Raw genomic sequence first — 17,373 nt, forward strand, 5'->3', positions numbered from 1 at the left:
CATCTGCATATCTATGTAATAGACACACAACAATGCAGATAGGGAGATTTGTATGAGTGAAGAATTTAAGTATATTCCTTACAGCCCGGACGATGAAAACCTCAGGGGGCTTATAAGGGATGGAAATGTCTATAATATCAAGACACCTGTGATACCCGGTATGGGTGAGACTGGTGGATACAGTATGAGTTCTACAGGAATCATGCTTCCTGACTGTGATGATGGGACAGATGAAATGATGAGGGATATTGAGTACATGAAGGAGATGTACCCGGAAGAACTCCGAAAGGTCAGTATGGCCGTGGAGGAGGAGTGTGACAAGCTCGAGTATGAGGGCAGTCCGATGCTTGTTCAATATCCTGACAGAGAAGAGATGCGCCGTGTTGCGCGAAGGGTGTACGATGATCTGAGCGAAAGTGGACAGATATCGGAGGATTGTTATGCAGGAATGGCTTCGGCAGGTGAAGCTTCGTACGAGGAACCGCCATATGTCCCAGAGGGACCCGGATGCGCCAATTGTGTTATGAGAAATATAATCGAACTGCTTGTGTGCAATGAATTCTGTATGAGACGCGACAGGCATAGAAGACGTAGAAGAAGGTTTTATTAAGTGAAGAAGAAAATAAATGTACTTGTAAGAATACTTGTGATGGCAGCAATATTTGTGATCACAATATATTTGGTCAATATATTTCAGAATAGAAGTTACAAGAATCTGGCTGCGGAGATGAAGGATGCAGAGTTGCCATTAGCTTATGTGAGCTATGGCGATTCGCTTCTCAATTGTATGCATGGTTATACAGGGGAGGTCGACCTCACACTTCTCAGGGACTCTGTGACGCCGATAGATGAGAATAAGAATCTTGAGATAATGGTGGAGAATGATGCATTTAAGGATGCGTCGTATTCGTATGAGATCAGGTCGATATCCGGAGATTCTCTTATAGAGAAGGGTGATCTGGAGGCGGCCTCGGGAACTGATGGCTACGATGTGCTTGATATAAGTGCGAGAATGGATCTCAAGCAGGATATGGAGTATATGCTGGTTGTCAAGCTTAAGAGCGGTGATGGCAGGAGTGCTTCATACTATACCAGAGTGGTCGTAAATGACAATTATCATGAGTCCCAACTGCTGAATGCCGCAAAGGATTTCCACGATGCGACATTTGCATTTGACAAGCTGGAGTCGGAATCGGTCATAGGAACCTACAAGCAGGAATACACGGGCGGCGGAACGGGAGATTCCTACGGACTGGGACATGTGAACCTTGCAAATGCATACTCGGATCTCCTCTGGGATGGACTTAAGCCTACGGTTATAAGCGATGTAAACACATATATAAAGGAGATAGATGTCAACTATGCGGTGATCGAGATGGAATATAAAGCCATGTCCATCACATCGCAGGATGTCATGAGCTATTATACAGTTAAGGAGTTCTATAAGATCAGCTACAAGGATGTGCCTGTTGCCAGCCAGACTGATGAGGCGGACGGAGCCGGCACTGATGGAATATATTTTGACGAAACAGCTTCGTATGATGAGGCCTATTCGGATGAACAGGATGCAGATACTGTTACGGAGACTGAGCCGAAGATCACCATGCTCAGCTATGACAGATATGTGGACGAGTATTTTGACAAAGACGGCATAGATGCCATAAACAATGTGTATGAGATAGGTATCGTGTCATCGGATGATCTGGAATACCGCTACACAGAGGATAACAAGAAGATCGCATTTGTGAGAAATGGACAGCTCTGGATGTATGACTACGGCGATGGACAGATAACTCTGGTGTACGGATCAGGAATGGATGACCATGCAAATGACTCAAACACTTACGCCGACCATGACATGAACATCATAAGCTTTGACAAAGATGGAAATATGACATTTGCGGTGTATGGATATATGAACAGCGGAGATCATGAGGGAAAGCTCGGAGTTGCGCTGTATACATTTGATTATACGACTCTGGAGGTGGACGAGCTTCTGTTCGTCGAGTGCAATGTGCCTTATGAGGCTATGAAGAGCGAGACCTCCAGACTGACATATTACGACGGAGATAAGTTTTATTACATGCTCGGCGGAAAGGTGAACGCCGTGGACATGAAGACGAGACAGCAGTCTTATATTGCGGAGGGACTGTCAGCCAGCGATGTCAAGGTGTCGGTGAACATGGAAGTTATGGCGTATGGAGAGAGCGAGGACCAGAGCAGCAATACAAAGCTGACTCTGATGAATATGCATACTGGAAAGAGTTATGAGATAACCGCCGGAGCAGGGGAATGTCTGATATGCTATGGCTTTAAGGACTCAGATATGGTATACGGAGTGTCGAGCATATCTGATGCGCAGGTTGATGTGGATGCCGAGTCATTTGTTGGTACGAGGTACAGCGAGGAGTCCAGAGATAACATACCTGCATCCAGATTGTATATAGTAAACAGCGATGGCGAGCAGATAAAGGAATACGCAAAGAGCGGGTATTATCTGATGCAGGTTGATGTGGATACGAATCTGCTGTATCTGACAAGAGGAGAGAAATCCGACAGTGGATTCAAGTCTGTGGACGATGATTTCATAACCTTCAAGGAGGACGATACAAAGGAGACGATAGGAACTACCCATCTGTCATCCATAACCGGATATGACAGGCTGTATTTTACGGTTCCGTCAAATATGTATCTGAGCTATATACCGGCGCTGAACATAACAAAGGAAAAGATAGATCCTGATGCTGCAAGTATGATAATGACAGTAGTGCGTGATAAGGTGACCTATCATGTGTACGACAATCTTGGACTTTCAAAGATATATGACGTGGCGGGTGATGCGATAAATTATGCGGTGTCTGTATCAGGTATAGTGGTGTCAAGCGAAGGCGAGGTAATATACAGGCAGGCTGAGAGCCAGGAATACAACACCATCGCCTCTGGAATATTCCATCGCAGTACGCGAAGTGTGGATGCGTCACTCGGCGACTGTCTGTACATGGTTCTGACGTATCAGGGAGTACAGGTGACAGAGGATGATATAGCACAGTATACAGATCCTGTCGAGGCTCTTAACTCTCTTGGAAAGAGACAGGGCATAGATGTTACAGGTCTTTCGCTGGATATGCTCCTCGGTTATGTGAGTTCGGGAATACCAGTAATATCGAGGATAAGCGATGGCAGATATGTTCTCATAGTGAGCTATAATGAGGCAGACATAAGATATTATGATCCTGTCGAGGACAAGGAGATAGTTGTGTCAAGAGATGAGTATACGGATATGATGCTCCAGTGGCACAATGAATCCTACACTTATGTTGAGGAATAAAGATAAAAAGAAAACGGAGCGTGTTACCGCTCCGTTTTCTTTATAATAGTTGTAGTATAAGTTACTTAGCATGGATCCGAATGTTACGGATCATGTAGATTACTCCTCTGAGATTGTTCCTACTGGACAAGAACCAGCACAAGCACCACATGAGATACACTGTGAACCATCGATAACAAATACGCCGCCATTATCGCTGATAGCACCTACTGGACAAGAACCAGCACATGAACCACAACCGATACATGAATCGCCAATAACGAATGCCATAATTGTTTCCTCCTTATAAAGTAAAAATAATCACACACTTATTGTAAAACAAAACTCATTAATTAGCAAGTGATAATAATATTTATCAACAACGGGTTTTATCAATAAGTAACAATAAAAGGGATAGACATTTAAAATTGGGTATAATATAATGTGAATGCTGAGTAAGAGTGCAATCTAAGGAGGATATAAATAATGGTAAAGATAAGTAAAGACATGCTTATAAATGACATTCTTGCAGTTGATGCAGGAAATGCAGCAATACTGATGGCAGCAGGTATGCATTGCATAGGATGCCTTGCAGCAGCAGGAGAGAGTCTTGAGGAGGCAGCAGCCGTTCACGGACTTGATGCAGAGGAGCTTGAGCAGGAGATCAATGATTATCTTGCAAAAAAGGAGGCTGAGTAGTATACTTGCCAAAGTAACCAGGTGTACTATAAAGGATGGAGAGATATATGAAGACAGACGGAACAAATCCTCCCGGGCAGGGAATATTTGGACTGATAGATATTAATTGTCATATTTTACCGGGAACAGAGGATGGACCGGATAATTTCCGGGAAGCGGCAGAGATGCTCAGAATAGCGTATGATGAGGGAATAAGGACGATAGTTGCCACCCCGCCATACAACAAGAAGAATCCGATAATGGATGGAGACAAACTGGACAGACTTGTGGAACAGCTCAACGTTGAAGCTGGAAAGATAGATCCGGATTACAGAGTCTATCTTGGAAGAGAGATAGAGTATAACGATGAGAACCACCAGAAGATCATATCTGGTCAGTTGGATTCCATGGCAGACAGCAAGTATGTTATGATCAGATTTCCTTACGATGTGGATTTTGAGACGATATCTGAAGCTATAAGAGACATCAATATGGACGGATATATACCGATAGTTGCCAATGTAGAACAGTATGAATGTCTTGAGGAAGACGAGGACAAGGTCGAGGAGCTCATTCAGTTTGGTGCATATGTACAGATAAGTGCATCGGCTGTGGTTGGAGATCTTGGACATGACATCAAGAATTTTTCGAGAAAGCTTCTCAAGGGAGAGCTTGTTCACTTTGTGGCAAGTGATGCATTGGATTCAGAGGATAAAGCACCATACCTCAGGGAGTGTGCTGAGTACATAGAGCGAAAGTATGGAGAGGATTACATGACGGAGCTCTTCTACACCAATCCAAAAGCAGTTATCGAGAATGATGATATTGACATATAAAACAAAAAGACGTATCGCTTGTGCGGTACGTCTTTTTTGCTGCGCCGGAATCTCTGGCTATTACTTATAATGCTGACAGTGTCTGAAGTGCTTCCTCCGGCATAATAGCGGTGAAGTGCTCCTTGAAATGTGCCGGCATGGCATATGTGAGCTTCTGTGCTGTTCCGTATTCTGCAAGGATATTGCAGACTCTCACAAATTCCTGGCTTGTGTTATTGCTGTTCGTGAGAACCAGATAATATCTTCCGTTGGAAGGATTCTTGTACAGGCAGTTCTCGCTGAAGTAGAAAGAAGCAACCTGTTTTGCTGCACTTATGATGGTTGCAAGTGAGTCAAAGATGTACAGTGAGCACATGCTCTCCCTTGCTGAACCTGATTCCTTTGTGCTGCCTGTTGTACTGGCGGCAGTGCCTGTGGTGCTGTCATCAGATGATGTATTGCTGCCATTTGCCGCAGCGGCAAAATCTCCTGCGGTTCCGGCAAGTCCGGATATGGTGTTGAAAATGCCCTCAAGTGCCTCTCTTACGCCCTGTGGAACGGAACCGGATCCACTGATCTCAAGTCTTGCGATGGTTCCGTTGTTATCCCTGGACTCATCGTTGTCGTCAAGATCGTCATCTATGTCATCATCATCCATGTATTCGTCATCGTCATCAATATCATATTCGCTGGTCTTTGAGAATCTGGAAAAGCGGGTATCCAGTTCTTCCGGATCTTCAACCTTTGTCACAATGAGTATGAGACAATCTGGTGATACCGGTATGGCTTCGATCATAAGTGGAGTGTCGTCAGCCTCAAAGCCTAATTCTACAGATGCCTGCTGCATCATATCCTTGAAGAGCTCTTTTGCCTTCGGTGTGCCATAGGCAAGCTCGGAGATCTTGAGCTGCTTTTCGGTGAGATCGGCTTTGTTGAGTGTGCATCTTATCTGATTTTCACTTAGACGTTCAATCTTCATAGAATCGACCCCCTTCAATAATTTAATGGTATTAAAATGTGTATTATAGTTTACCACATTTGTCAAGCAAGTAAATAGGATATATGGAGAAAATATTGGAATTTTCCGTGAAAAAATATCCCTAATTCTACGTTATGTATACTTTTATGAAAATTTCATAAAATATGCTCAAATGGGGTTGGAAAATGGCTTTTTATGCGTTATTGTGGAGTTGTGAGCGGGACGTGCTCAGGATATTTAGATGAGCTCATTTCTTTATTTTTCTACAAATTCTGTCTGATTCTTATCGTCTCAGATACAATTCCCAGAGATAGTGATATGACAGTGCTCACACATTTCCATAACTGACACATGGCACATAAAAGGAGAATAATACATCACAACACATCTGTCTTTACATTGCATGGCAGGGATGGAAAAATAAACTATTTGGGGGTGATGCCTATAGGGGGTTAAAAGGCAGCAGTAGCATATAGAACATAATTATATGCACAGAATTACACTTAACATCTATTTGGGGGCTCTGCCGCTGTCACAGCAGAGCTCCTGGTTTTATTTGGCGTGCTGTTCATGCCATGTACAGACTGCATTGCAGATGGCGTTTGCTAGGGCGGTCTGGTATTCATCATTGCACAGATCGGAACATTCCTTTGTGTTGCTCAGAAAGCCGCACTCAACGATGACGGCGGTGCATGGACTTTCCCGCAAAACAAGGTATTCGGAATTGCCCTTTGCCGTACGTGTGTTGGATGGATCGGCTTCGGAGATGAGATGCTCCTGGATGCACTCCGCCAAGGCTTTACCACCGGAGGAAGTGGAGTAATAAAATACCTGCGCTCCGTGGACATACTCAGCTGAATAGCTGTTCTGGTGGATGCTGATGTAGAGATCAGCGTTTACATTTGTGGCGAGGTTGGTGCGGGCTTTCAGATCTGAAGTCTTCTTGCTGGATGCATTTTCACTGTTCAGGGACTTGTCGGAGTCTCTGGTCAGATACACGGAAAATCCCTGATCCGTAAGTGCCGATGCCAGCTTTGAGGCGATGGCCAGATTTATATCCTTTTCCATGATCCCATCCGGGCTGACCTTACCCGGGTCAAATCCGCCGTGTCCCGGATCGATGAGGATCGTAAATGATTTTGCCGCATCTGTGGTGTCCAAACCTTCGGTGGATGTGCGCTCATTTCCTGTATTGGTGGAAGTATCCTGCCCGGCTGTATGGTCTGCGGGACGGACTATAAATATGTAGCAGAGGATAGGAGGAAGTATTACTGCAAATATTATGGCAAATACAAGTATGTATAATTTGGTGGAAGTACGCATCGGTGATACCCGGGAAGTGTAATTACTATTTTATATGACGGCGGCGGACGTTATATGATATATGTTACCCAAATATAGCCTAAACATTTGACACACATGCGGTGCTGGGCTAAAATATGGGCGTATATGCAATAATATAGAAGCGATAACAATTTATTATAGAAGAAGGTAAAGTGATGAACACTATAATTGCAAAAGCAGGAGTGGATGACGATCGCATGTATGAGCAGGCGGCGGAGATACTTAAGAGAGGTGGTCTTGTAGCATTCCCGACAGAGACAGTGTATGGCCTTGGAGGAGACGCGCTGAATCCGGATGCGTCACATCGGATATATGCGGCAAAGGGCCGGCCATCGGACAATCCGCTCATAGTCCATATAGCAGAGACATCAAGCGTGTATGAACTGGCGGAGACAGTGAGTGACGACACGAAGAAGCTCATGGAAGCATTCTGGCCGGGACCACTCACCATCATACTCAACAAGAAAGAGGTCGTTCCGCACACGACCACTGGCGGACTTGATACGGTTGCCATCAGGATGCCATCACATCCGGTTGCCATGAGGCTCATAAAGGATTCGGGAGTGTATATCGCAGCTCCAAGTGCCAATCTGTCCGGACGACCATCCCCGACCACTGCGCAGCATGTGCAGCAGGATATGGACGGCAGGATAGATATGATCATCGACGGCGGGGCAGTCGGAATTGGTATAGAGTCGACGATAGTGGACATGACCGGAGACAGACCGACTATATTGCGGCCTGGATATATCACTCCGGAGATGATAAGGGATATCGTTGGCGATGTGACTATAGATCCGGCGATAACAGGTATGAACAATGCTCTGAGACCTAAGGCTCCGGGGATGAAGTACACACACTATGCTCCAAAGGGAGAACTCAGCATAGTAGAGGGCGATAGACTGGCTGCGGCTGAGAAGATAAGAAGTCTTGTTGCGGAGAAAAAGGCGCAGGGATACAAGACTGCGATACTGTGTGACACTGACAATGTTAGTCTTTATGATGACGGAGTATGCGAGAACGTATACGATGCCGGAAGCAAGAAGAACGAGATAACTGTGTCTGCCGGACTGTACAGCCTGCTCAGAACCTGTGATGACATAGGTGCACAGTATATATACAGCGAGTCATTTGAGGAGGGGGACATGGGCTACGCCATCATGAACCGTCTCATCAAGGCTGCAGGACACAGGATAATAAGCTGTTAGTTAATTTCGAAAAAAATATTATATAAAAAGGAGAATCAGAACATGATAGCACTTGGATGTGACCACGGCGGATATGAGCTTATGCAGGAGGTTATAAAGCATCTTGAGGAGAGAGGCCTTGAGTACAAGAACTTTGGCTGTTACAGCACAGAGTCAGTTGACTATCCGGTATATGGACAGGCAGCAGCAAAGGCAGTAGCCTCAGGTGAGTGTGATAAGGGAATCATCATCTGCGGAACAGGAATAGGAATATCGATCTCAGCGAATAAGATAAAGGGAATCAGAGCTGCACTCTGCCACGACTGCTTCTCGGCACAGGCGACAAGAGAGCACAACGATGCAAATATGCTGGCTATGGGTGCCAGAGTCATAGGACCTGGACTTGCACTTAAGATAGTCGACATATTCCTCGACACACCATTCTCAAATGATGAGCGTCACGTAAGAAGAATCGGAATGATTGAGTAGTATCATAAGTTATGCCGTAAGGAGGACCCGCCTTTAAGGCGGGAGATTCCTTGCGAAGTACGCATGCTCCTAAAAAAAGAATCCCATGACAGTATGGTCAAGACTGTCATGGGATCTTTTTTATGCGGTTTTCGTCAAACTGCATCATTTGTTCGACATATAACCGCGTTAAAAGGAAGAAAAATGATTAATGGATAAACATAAGTATTATCAACATAGTCACATTGTACATTAACAATAAAAAAATATCAAGGGGGTTGTACAAACTTTAAAAAATGTTTATTTACAATATAGCCAACTCATTATAAAATAATATTACTTGAGTTTTGACATAATAATCTAAAGTGATGCTTTGATAAAGTGTTTATGGAATTGAGTCTGCTCATAAATTTTTATAAGGGAGGAATGTTATGCTGCAGGAGACTATGAAGAAGATAACCGATGCAGAGTCTGAAGCTGACGAGATCATTCGCAAGGCCAAGGAAGAAGCCGACTATACAGTAGCTGCTGCAAAGAAGGAGGCTGCGGATATGATCGCGGCCGCAGGATCAGCTTCGAGAGAAAGCATGAAGAGTGCCGAGGGAGCCGGCAGATCTGAGGAGGAGAAGCTCACGGTGAAGGCGATGGATATTGCCACCGCTGAGATCGCACATCTCAGGGAACGTGCAGCGTCCATGGAAGGCGAGGTTACTTCCATGATCATCGCAGAGCTGGTGGGATGAAAAGTCCTGCAGGCATTTTAAGAAAGGGGGTAAATGTATGGCGGTACTTCCTATGAAGAAGATTGAGATCTGTGCCATGAAGAGGGACAGAAAAGCAATTCTTGAGAAGCTCCAGTCGCTGGGAATGGTTGAGATACAGACTGATAACGAAGAGACTGATGACTTCAGGAAGATGAGTACCACAAGCCAGAGAGCAAAGTACGAGAAGAGAGTACAGAATACAGATGAAGCCTTACAGATAATTGATAAATATGCTCCGGAGGAGAAATCCATATTTGCCAGCCTGGAAGGACGGCAGGAGGCGTCAGAGGCTGACATTCAGGAGATCATAGCTGGAAGATGGGATTATAACCGTGAGGTTAAAAAGATCCAGGAGATCAGCAAGGACATAGCCGGCTGCGAGGCGGGGATAGTCAAATGTCAGGTGGCTATAGACGGATTGGCGCCGTGGCTGAATATGGACATACCGATCAATACCACAGGGACCGAGAAGACGGATGTGATGATCGGAACTATGCCACCGGGGCTCACGGAGACGGATATTCAGGGGTATATAAGCTCTGCGGAACCGGAGATAGCGGGATACACAGTCACTGTTGTAGGATCTGATAAGGACCAGACTTGTATGGTGGCAATAGCCATTAAAACTGTATCACAGAGGGTGGAGGAGATATTGAGATCCCATGGATTTACAAGAATTTCGTATTTCTCCAAAAGAACACCTGAACAGAAGACGGATAAGTACAGGGCGGATATAAGGGAGTTCGAACAGTGGATAGAGGACAAGAAGAATGAACTAGTATCCATGGCTGATGACAGAGACAAGCTGAGACTTCTGGCTGACTATTACCGCATAAGGGCGGATAAATATAAGGTCCTTGGAAGTATTCTCCAATCAAAGAGCACATTTGTCATATCGGGATATGTGCTGGAGAGAGACGTAGACAGGGTAGTGGCTGTACTCAATGAGAAATTTAGCCTTATGGCTGATGTATATGATGTTCCTGAGGATGAAGCGGCACCTATACAGCTTCAGAATCCGAAGATGTTCGCATCGGCGGAGGGCGTACTGGAGTCATTTGGACTTCCGGGAAAAGGTGAGATGGATCCAACCACACCGATGGCGATATTCTATATATTCCTGTTCGGACTCATGTTGTCCGATGCGGCGTATGGACTCATCATATTCCTGGCATGTTTTATTTTGATCAGGAAATTCCCGAAGATGGAGAACGGACTTCAAAAGTCCCTGCGTCTGTTCATGTACTGTGGTATATCCACACTGATATGGGGAATATTATTTGGTGGTTTTTTCGGAGACCTGATAACGGTGGTATCGAGGACGTTTTTCCACCACGAGGTGACGTTCAAGCCGGTATGGTTTGCACCGCTGGATGACCCGATGAAGCTTTTGTTATTCTCTTTGCTGTTCGGACTTATACATTTGTTCGGCGGACTGGCACTCAAGGGATATATGTGCCTGAAGAAGGGAGATGCGAAATCATTCATATGCGACGTGCTGTCGTGGTTCATGCTCATCACAGGACTTGTGCTGATGCTCATGCCGACGGAGCTGTTCGCATCCATAGCACAGATGCAGTTCAATTTCCCTGGCTGGCTTAAGAATACAAGCTACGGACTGGCGATTGTGGGAGCTGCGATCATCGTGCTCATGTCGGGAAGAGACCACAAGAATCCGGTGCTCAGACTTGCACTTGGACTGTATGACATATACAACCTGACAGGCTGGCTGTCAGATCTGCTGTCGTACTCAAGGCTTCTTGCTCTGGGACTTGCGACGGGAGTTATAGCACAGGTAATAAACCAGATGGGAAGCATGGCTGGCGATGGAATATTCGGAGCCATAGTGTTCGTCATCGTATTTATAGTAGGACATCTGTTCAACCTTGCGATCAACATGCTGGGAGCATACGTGCACACATGCCGTCTCCAGTATGTAGAGTTCTTCGGCAAATTCTACGAGGGCGGCGGCAATCCATTCAGGCCGTTCAGGGAGAATACGAAGTACGTTGATATAGTAAGTGGTACAGAAACACAGAAATAAGAAACCAATTTTAGGAGGAGAAAATATTATGACAATGGGAACGGTTTTGGCATTAGTGGGAGCTGCGCTGGCAGTAATTCTTGCAGGCATGGGATCTGCATATGGAGTAGGAGTTGCTGGTCAGGCGGCAGCAGGTGTAGTAAGTGAGGATCCAAGCAAATTCGCAAAAGTTCTTATCATCCAGCTTCTTCCGGGTACACAGGGTATCTACGGACTTCTTGTTGGATTCATAGCATTGTCCAACATAGGAATCCTTTCAGGAACACCGAAGGAGCTCACAGTAGCACAGGGACTTATGATGCTTGCAGCATGTCTTCCAATAGCGGTAGTTGGTCTTGTATCAGCAATGCACCAGGGCAAGACAGCAGTTGCAGCAGTTGGAATAGTTGTAAAGAAGCCTGATCAGTTTGGTAAGGCGATGCTTTTCCCAGCCATGGTTGAGACATATGCGATCCTTGCACTTCTGGTATCAATTCTTGCAGTAAATGGAATCAAATTATAACTTTTTGTAAGGAGGATGTACTTTATGACGGGATTGGAAACAATCGTAGAACAGATCCTTCAGGAAGCGCAGAAGGAAGCTGAAGAGATCAAAGCTCAGGCTGCCAGAAACGCGGATTCCATCATTGCAAATGCCAAAAAGACTGTGGATAAGATGAATGAGGAGACCAGAGAGAAGGTTGCCCAGGCAGAAAAGTCCGGATCATTCAGGGCAAAGTCCTCATCAGAGCTTAAGAAGAGACAGGCGATACTTGCGGCAAAGCAGTCCATAATTGGGAATATGCTGGATAAGGCATATGACGCAATGGTGGCGCTCCCGGATGAGGAGTATTTCCAGGTGATCGTCAAATGTCTGGAGAAGTCGGTACAGCCGAAAAGCGGAGAGATATGTTTCTCCGGGAAAGACAGAAAACGACTTACACCACAGACTGAGAAGCAGATAGAGCAGATAGCTGCAGCTCATGGAGGAAGCCTTAAGGTGTCCAATGGGAACTGTGATATAGATGGAGGATTTATCCTGATCTACGGAGGAATCGAGGAAAACTGTTCATTCAGGGCAATGCTGGACGCGAACAGAGAACATTTGGCAGACAAGGTAAATGAATTATTATTTGTTGATAACAGATAGCTGGAGGTAGGCAGATGGCAGACAAATATATATATGCAGTTGCCAGGATCAGGGCACTTGAGATGACGCTTATGAGTCAGGCAGTCATAGAACAGCTCGTGGCCACGGATTCCTACAAGAAGGCGGTTCAGTTCATCATAGAGAAGGGCTGGGGCGATAGTGATAAAGCCAGTATGGATGAAAATGACATACTTAGGGCGGAGACTGACAAGACGTGGGCTGCTGTGGCTGAGATGGTGGATGATATGTCCGTGTTCGATGTCATAAGACTTCCAGATCTGTATCACAACCTCAAGGCGGCGATCAAGACTGTGGTTGCTGGGGAGACTCCTGCCCATGTGTTCTTCGACAATGCCGGGATAGACGGTCAGAAGATGCTGTCCATCGTAAGTGACAAGGCGTGGGACAGACTTCCAGAACACATGAGAGACTGCGCGAGGGAGGCTTGGGACTGTATGGCACAGGCTGGAGATGGACAGATGTGCGATGCTGTGATAGACCGAGGAACACTGCTGGCGATCATGCAGGCTGCAAAGAAGGCAGATGACAGCCTGCTCAGGGATTATGCAGAGACGACGGTGGCTGTTGCAGATATCAAGATAGCGGTGAGATCCATGAAGACAGGCAAAAACAAGGATTTCATGAAGAGAGCCATGGCGGAGTGCAACACTCTGGATATTGACAGGCTGGCGACGGCTGCGGTGGCTGGCATGGAGGAGATAGAGAGATACCTTGCAGATACAGCATACGCTGGTGGGGCAGAGGCACTTTCTGAGTCGGCATCGGCATTTGAGAGATGGTGTGACAACCGTATCATAGAAACGATAAAGCCTCAGAAGTACAACCCATTTACGGTGGGACCGATAGTGGCGTACATTCTGGCGAGGCTCAACGAGATAAAGACAGTCAGGATCATATTGACATGCAAGCTGAACCAGCTTCCGGAGGAGGCTATCAGGGAAAGGGTAAGGGAGATGTATGTATAAGATAGCTGTTATGGGCGATTATGACAGTATATACGGATTTGCAACTCTGGGCCTGGATACATTCCCTGTAGATAATCTGGATTATGGGGTCACGTTGCTGAAAAGGCTGGCAGAGGACAATTATGCAGTCATATATATGACCGAGGCACTGGCTTCGGATCTCAATAAAGAGATAGACAGATACAGAGAGGTTATGAAGCCTGCGATCATTCTCATACCGGGGATATCTGGCAATACAGGGGCCGGAATAGCGGGAGTAAAGAAATCCGTTGAGCAGGCTGTAGGCTCGGACATATTATTTAATGAAGAATAGTGGAGCATACAAATAGAAGGGAGCGTGAGCTGTTAAGTGGCTACAGGAAAGATTAAGAAGGTCGCCGGACCACTGGTCATCGCTGAGGGCATGCGTGATGCAAATATGTACGACGTGGTGCGTGTAAGTGAGAGCAGACTTATCGGCGAGATCATAGAGATGCACGGAGATCAGGCATCAGTTCAGGTATATGAGGAGACATCAGGACTTGCACCGGGAGCACCGGTCGAGTCAACGGGAATGCCTCTGTCAGTTGAGCTGGGACCGGGACTTATAAGCAGTATATACGATGGAATCCAGAGACCGCTGGATGATATCATGAAGATATGTGGTAACAACCTGAAGCGAGGAGTTGAAGTTCCATCGCTGAAGAGAGATATCAAGTGGACATTTGTGCCGACTGCCAAGGTGGGTGATAAAGTGTCGGCAGGCGATGTGATAGGAACAGTTCAGGAGACTGTGGTCGTCACACAGAAGATCATGGTGCCTTATGGTGTGACAGGAACCATCAAAGAGATAAAGGCAGGAGAATTCACAGTTGAGGAGACTGTGTGTGTGGTTGAGACAGACAAGGGTGACAGGGAGCTGACACTCATGCAGAAGTGGCCGGTTCGTAAGGGCCGTCCATATCAGGAAAAGATACCACCGATCATGCCACTTATCACAGGACAGAGAGTTGTAGATACATTCTTCCCTATAGCAAAGGGAGGAGTGGCTGCGGTTCCCGGACCTTTCGGAAGCGGCAAGACAGTCATCCAGCATCAGCTTGCAAAGTGGGCTGAGGCGGATATCGTTGTCTACATCGGATGCGGAGAGCGCGGAAATGAGATGACAGATGTTCTGAACGAGTTCCCAGAGCTGAAGGATCCGAAGACCGGACATTCACTCATGCAGAGAACAGTCCTCATAGCCAACACATCGGATATGCCGGTTGCGGCCAGAGAGGCATCTATATATACGGGTATAACTATAGCTGAGTATTTCCGTGATATGGGTTACTCGGTGGCACTCATGGCGGATTCCACATCGCGTTGGGCTGAGGCGCTCAGAGAGATGTCAGGACGTCTGCAGGAGATGCCTGGTGAGGAGGGTTACCCTGCTTACCTCGGTTCAAGACTTGCACAGTTCTACGAGAGAGCCGGAATGGTCAAGACTCTCGGCAGCGAGGGCAGAACCGGTGCACTGTCGGTTATCGGTGCGGTTTCTCCTCCGGGTGGTGATATTTCCGAGCCGGTTTCACAGGCAACACTTCGAATCGTCAAGGTATTCTGGGGACTGGATTCATCGCTTGCGTACAAGAGACATTTTCCTGCCATCAACTGGTTGACTTCATACTCTCTGTATGTGGACAATATGGGCAAATGGTTCGAGGAAAATGTAAATGAAAAGTTCATGGTCGACAGACAGAAGATGATGACCCTGCTTCAGGAGGAGGCAGAGCTCGATGAGATCGTTAAGATGGTAGGTATGGATGCCCTTTCAGCGGGAGACCGACTGAAGATGGAGGCGGCGAGATCCATCAGAGAGGATTTTCTTCATCAGAACTCATTCCATGATGTGGACACATACACACCGCTTCACAAGCAGTTTCTGATGATGGAGCTCATCATGGCATTTTATGAGGAGTCAGCGCAGGCATTGGCCGGTGGAGCAAGCATAAGAAATATTCTGAACATGCCGATCAGAGAAAAGATCGGACGATTCAAATATGTGCTTCCTGAGAATGTGGATGAAGAGTACGAGAAGATATCCAGGGAGCTTGACAAGGAGCTTCAGGAAGCTATAGAGAAGGAGGACTAAGACTATGCCAAAGGAATACAGAACTATACAGGAAGTTGCGGGTCCTCTGATGCTGGTGCACGGAGTTGAGAATGTAGCTTATGATGAGCTGGGTGAGATCGAGCTGGCGGACGGCGAGATCAGACGATGCAAGGTCCTTGAGATAAATGGTGAGGATGCCCTGGTACAGCTCTTTGAGAACTCGACGGGTATAAATCTTTCAAACAGCAAAGTAAGATTCCTTGGAAGGAGTATGGAGCTCGGCGTATCAGAAGATATGCTTGGCCGTGTATTTGACGGACTTGGAAGACCTATAGATGGCGGCCCTGAGATACTTCCTGATGAGAGAAGAGATATCAATGGTCTGCCGATGAATCCGGCTGCCAGGAACTATCCGTCTGAGTTCATTCAGACAGGTATATCAGCCATAGACGGACTGAACACACTGGTAAGAGGACAGAAGCTGCCGATATTCTCGGCTTCAGGACTTCCGCACAGCCAGCTTGCAGCACAGATAGCAAGACAGGCGAAGGTGCGCGGAACAGATGAGCCATTTGCCGTTGTATTTGCGGCTATGGGTATCACGTTTGAGGAGGCAAACTTCTTCACAGAGAGCTTCAAGGAGACTGGTGCCATAGACAGAACAGTCCTCTTCATCAACCTGGCAAATGATCCTGCGGTTGAGCGTATCGCCACACCTAGAATGGCACTTACCGCCGCTGAGTATCTTGCATTTGAGAAGAACATGCACGTTCTGGTAATCCTCACGGATATCACGAACTATGCGGATGCACTTCGTGAGGTATCAGCCGCAAGAAAAGAGGTTCCGGGACGCCGTGGTTATCCTGGATACATGTACACTGACCTGGCAACTCTGTACGAGAGAGCAGGAAGACAGAAGGGCAAGAATGGAAGTATCACCATGATACCGATCCTGACCATGCCTGAGGATGACAAGACTCATCCTATACCTGACCTTACGGGATATATCACGGAGGGGCAGATCATTCTTTCAAGAGAGCTGTACAGAAAGGGAATCACACCGCCTATCGATGTACTTCCATCGCTGTCCAGACTTAAGGATAAGGGAACCGGTGAGGGCAAGACCAGAGGAGATCACGCCAGCACCATGAACCAGTTATTTGCTGCTTATTCAAGAGGAAAGGATGCCAAGGAGCTCATGACTATCCTGGGTGAGTCGGCACTTTCTGATATAGATATCATATATGCAAAGTTTGCAGAGGCATTTGAGAAGGAGTATGTATCCCAGGGGTACGGCACTGACAGAAGTATCGAGGAGACACTGGCCATCGGCTGGAAGCTTCTCTCCATTCTTCCTAGAGGCGAGCTGAAACGTATCGACGACAAGTGGCTTGACATGTATTACGGAAAGTAGAGGGCGTGGGCAATTTCGAAAGATATGGGTTGTGTTCGGCCCCTCTTGCGGCATATATTGCCAACCGGGGGTCGCTTCCGCTTATTTCGGTCTGCAGCGGTACTAAGGTGCCGCCTTCACGGCGTCACCTTAGTACCGGCGACCTCAAATTCCCCCTATTGGCAATATATGCCGCAAAGGGGGA

17 protein-coding genes are annotated in these 17,373 nt (G+C 46.6%); 14 read left to right on the forward strand and 3 right to left on the reverse strand.

Annotated features, from left to right (window positions below; translation table 11 throughout):
• The first annotated feature begins 52 nt into the window (after positions 1-52).
• Both DXD11_RS06000 and DXD11_RS06005 read left to right on the forward strand, forming a co-directional pair.
• Positions 53-610, forward strand: coding sequence for a hypothetical protein (locus tag DXD11_RS06000; protein ID WP_015534283.1), 558 nt, complete (start codon positions 53-55; stop codon positions 608-610).
• Positions 611-3,328 carry a hypothetical protein gene (locus DXD11_RS06005; protein ID WP_118757981.1) on the forward strand — a complete coding sequence of 906 codons (2,718 nt, stop codon included), beginning with the start codon at positions 611-613 and terminating at the stop codon, positions 3,326-3,328.
• A gap of 99 nt (positions 3,329-3,427) precedes the next feature.
• On the opposite strand, the gene DXD11_RS06010 is transcribed toward DXD11_RS06005, so the two are convergent.
• Positions 3,428-3,598 carry a DUF362 domain-containing protein gene (locus tag DXD11_RS06010; RefSeq protein ID WP_004852414.1) on the reverse strand — a complete coding sequence of 57 codons (171 nt, stop codon included), beginning with the start codon at positions 3,596-3,598 and terminating at the stop codon, positions 3,428-3,430.
• A 195-nt stretch (positions 3,599-3,793) separates the two neighbouring features.
• On the opposite strand from DXD11_RS06010, the gene DXD11_RS06015 reads away from it, so the two are divergent.
• Together DXD11_RS06015 and DXD11_RS06020 are read left to right on the forward strand one after the other, a co-directional pair.
• On the forward strand, positions 3,794-4,006 hold the full coding sequence (locus DXD11_RS06015) for a DUF1858 domain-containing protein (protein ID WP_015534281.1): 213 nt from the start codon (positions 3,794-3,796) through the stop codon (positions 4,004-4,006).
• A gap of 47 nt (positions 4,007-4,053) precedes the next feature.
• Positions 4,054-4,821, forward strand: coding sequence for a CpsB/CapC family capsule biosynthesis tyrosine phosphatase (locus DXD11_RS06020; protein ID WP_022217525.1), 768 nt, complete (start codon positions 4,054-4,056; stop codon positions 4,819-4,821).
• Positions 4,822-4,885: 64 nt separating this feature from the next.
• On the opposite strand, the gene DXD11_RS06025 is transcribed toward DXD11_RS06020, so the two are convergent.
• Positions 4,886-5,779 (reverse strand): adaptor protein MecA, encoded by an 894-nt coding sequence (locus DXD11_RS06025; RefSeq protein WP_015534279.1) that lies wholly within the window; start codon positions 5,777-5,779, stop codon positions 4,886-4,888.
• Between the two features lie 552 nt (positions 5,780-6,331).
• Positions 6,332-7,102 carry an N-acetylmuramoyl-L-alanine amidase gene (locus tag DXD11_RS06030; protein ID WP_117549731.1) on the reverse strand — a complete coding sequence of 257 codons (771 nt, stop codon included), beginning with the start codon at positions 7,100-7,102 and terminating at the stop codon, positions 6,332-6,334.
• Positions 7,103-7,278: 176 nt separating this feature from the next.
• On the opposite strand from DXD11_RS06030, the gene DXD11_RS06035 reads away from it, so the two are divergent.
• From DXD11_RS06035 to DXD11_RS06080, 10 genes are all read left to right on the forward strand, one after another.
• Positions 7,279-8,331, forward strand: coding sequence for an L-threonylcarbamoyladenylate synthase (locus tag DXD11_RS06035; protein ID WP_015534277.1), 1,053 nt, complete (start codon positions 7,279-7,281; stop codon positions 8,329-8,331).
• A 42-nt stretch (positions 8,332-8,373) separates the two neighbouring features.
• Positions 8,374-8,799, forward strand: coding sequence for a ribose 5-phosphate isomerase B (rpiB, locus tag DXD11_RS06040; protein ID WP_015534276.1), 426 nt, complete (start codon positions 8,374-8,376; stop codon positions 8,797-8,799).
• A gap of 410 nt (positions 8,800-9,209) precedes the next feature.
• Entirely contained in the window at positions 9,210-9,521 is a 312-nt protein-coding gene (locus tag DXD11_RS06045) for a vacuolar (H+)-ATPase G subunit (RefSeq protein ID WP_015534275.1), read from the forward strand.
• Between the two features lie 37 nt (positions 9,522-9,558).
• A complete protein-coding gene (locus tag DXD11_RS06050) occupies positions 9,559-11,586 on the forward strand; it encodes a V-type ATP synthase subunit I (RefSeq protein WP_118757982.1) in 2,028 nt (675 codons plus the stop codon).
• Between the two features lie 28 nt (positions 11,587-11,614).
• Positions 11,615-12,088, forward strand: a complete 474-nt coding sequence (locus tag DXD11_RS06055) for a V-type ATP synthase subunit K (RefSeq protein ID WP_004850778.1) — start codon at positions 11,615-11,617, stop codon at positions 12,086-12,088.
• A 24-nt stretch (positions 12,089-12,112) separates the two neighbouring features.
• Positions 12,113-12,715 carry a V-type ATP synthase subunit E gene (locus DXD11_RS06060; RefSeq protein WP_022217530.1) on the forward strand — a complete coding sequence of 201 codons (603 nt, stop codon included), beginning with the start codon at positions 12,113-12,115 and terminating at the stop codon, positions 12,713-12,715.
• Positions 12,716-12,729: 14 nt separating this feature from the next.
• Entirely contained in the window at positions 12,730-13,701 is a 972-nt protein-coding gene (locus DXD11_RS06065; RefSeq protein ID WP_118757983.1) for a V0D/AC39 family V-type ATPase subunit, read from the forward strand.
• Positions 13,694-14,014, forward strand: a complete 321-nt coding sequence (locus tag DXD11_RS06070; protein ID WP_022217532.1) for a V-type ATP synthase subunit F — start codon at positions 13,694-13,696, stop codon at positions 14,012-14,014. Before DXD11_RS06065 ends, DXD11_RS06070 begins: the two co-directional genes overlap by 8 nt.
• 36 nt (positions 14,015-14,050) lie before the next feature.
• Positions 14,051-15,814: a V-type ATP synthase subunit A gene (locus DXD11_RS06075; protein WP_022217533.1), complete on the forward strand. Its 1,764-nt coding sequence runs from the start codon at positions 14,051-14,053 to the stop codon at positions 15,812-15,814.
• A gap of 4 nt (positions 15,815-15,818) precedes the next feature.
• Entirely contained in the window at positions 15,819-17,189 is a 1,371-nt protein-coding gene (locus DXD11_RS06080) for a V-type ATP synthase subunit B (protein WP_117549721.1), read from the forward strand.
• Positions 17,190-17,373: the final 184 nt, after the last annotated feature.

This window comes from Coprococcus sp. TF11-13 (genome assembly GCF_003481085.1).
Classification (GTDB): domain Bacteria; phylum Bacillota; class Clostridia; order Lachnospirales; family Lachnospiraceae; genus Coprococcus; species Coprococcus aceti.

What these genes read in the sequence shown, in the direction of transcription:
- DXD11_RS06070 (WP_022217532.1), top strand. Translation starts at nt 13,694, where the DNA reads ATGTATAAGATAGCTGTTATGGGCGATTATGACAGTATATACGGATTT.
- DXD11_RS06035 (WP_015534277.1), top strand. Translation starts at nt 7,279, where the DNA reads ATGAACACTATAATTGCAAAAGCAGGAGTGGATGACGATCGCATGTAT.
- DXD11_RS06015 (WP_015534281.1), top strand. Translation starts at nt 3,794, where the DNA reads ATGGTAAAGATAAGTAAAGACATGCTTATAAATGACATTCTTGCAGTT.
- DXD11_RS06060 (WP_022217530.1), top strand. Translation starts at nt 12,113, where the DNA reads ATGACGGGATTGGAAACAATCGTAGAACAGATCCTTCAGGAAGCGCAG.
- DXD11_RS06030 (WP_117549731.1), bottom strand. Translation starts at nt 7,102, where the DNA reads ATGCGTACTTCCACCAAATTATACATACTTGTATTTGCCATAATATTT.
- DXD11_RS06065 (WP_118757983.1), top strand. Translation starts at nt 12,730, where the DNA reads ATGGCAGACAAATATATATATGCAGTTGCCAGGATCAGGGCACTTGAG.
- DXD11_RS06025 (WP_015534279.1), bottom strand. Translation starts at nt 5,779, where the DNA reads ATGAAGATTGAACGTCTAAGTGAAAATCAGATAAGATGCACACTCAAC.
- DXD11_RS06050 (WP_118757982.1), top strand. Translation starts at nt 9,559, where the DNA reads ATGGCGGTACTTCCTATGAAGAAGATTGAGATCTGTGCCATGAAGAGG.
- DXD11_RS06045 (WP_015534275.1), top strand. Translation starts at nt 9,210, where the DNA reads ATGCTGCAGGAGACTATGAAGAAGATAACCGATGCAGAGTCTGAAGCT.
- rpiB (WP_015534276.1), top strand. Translation starts at nt 8,374, where the DNA reads ATGATAGCACTTGGATGTGACCACGGCGGATATGAGCTTATGCAGGAG.
- DXD11_RS06055 (WP_004850778.1), top strand. Translation starts at nt 11,615, where the DNA reads ATGACAATGGGAACGGTTTTGGCATTAGTGGGAGCTGCGCTGGCAGTA.
- DXD11_RS06010 (WP_004852414.1), bottom strand. Translation starts at nt 3,598, where the DNA reads ATGGCATTCGTTATTGGCGATTCATGTATCGGTTGTGGTTCATGTGCT.
- DXD11_RS06020 (WP_022217525.1), top strand. Translation starts at nt 4,054, where the DNA reads ATGAAGACAGACGGAACAAATCCTCCCGGGCAGGGAATATTTGGACTG.
- DXD11_RS06080 (WP_117549721.1), top strand. Translation starts at nt 15,819, where the DNA reads ATGCCAAAGGAATACAGAACTATACAGGAAGTTGCGGGTCCTCTGATG.
- DXD11_RS06000 (WP_015534283.1), top strand. Translation starts at nt 53, where the DNA reads ATGAGTGAAGAATTTAAGTATATTCCTTACAGCCCGGACGATGAAAAC.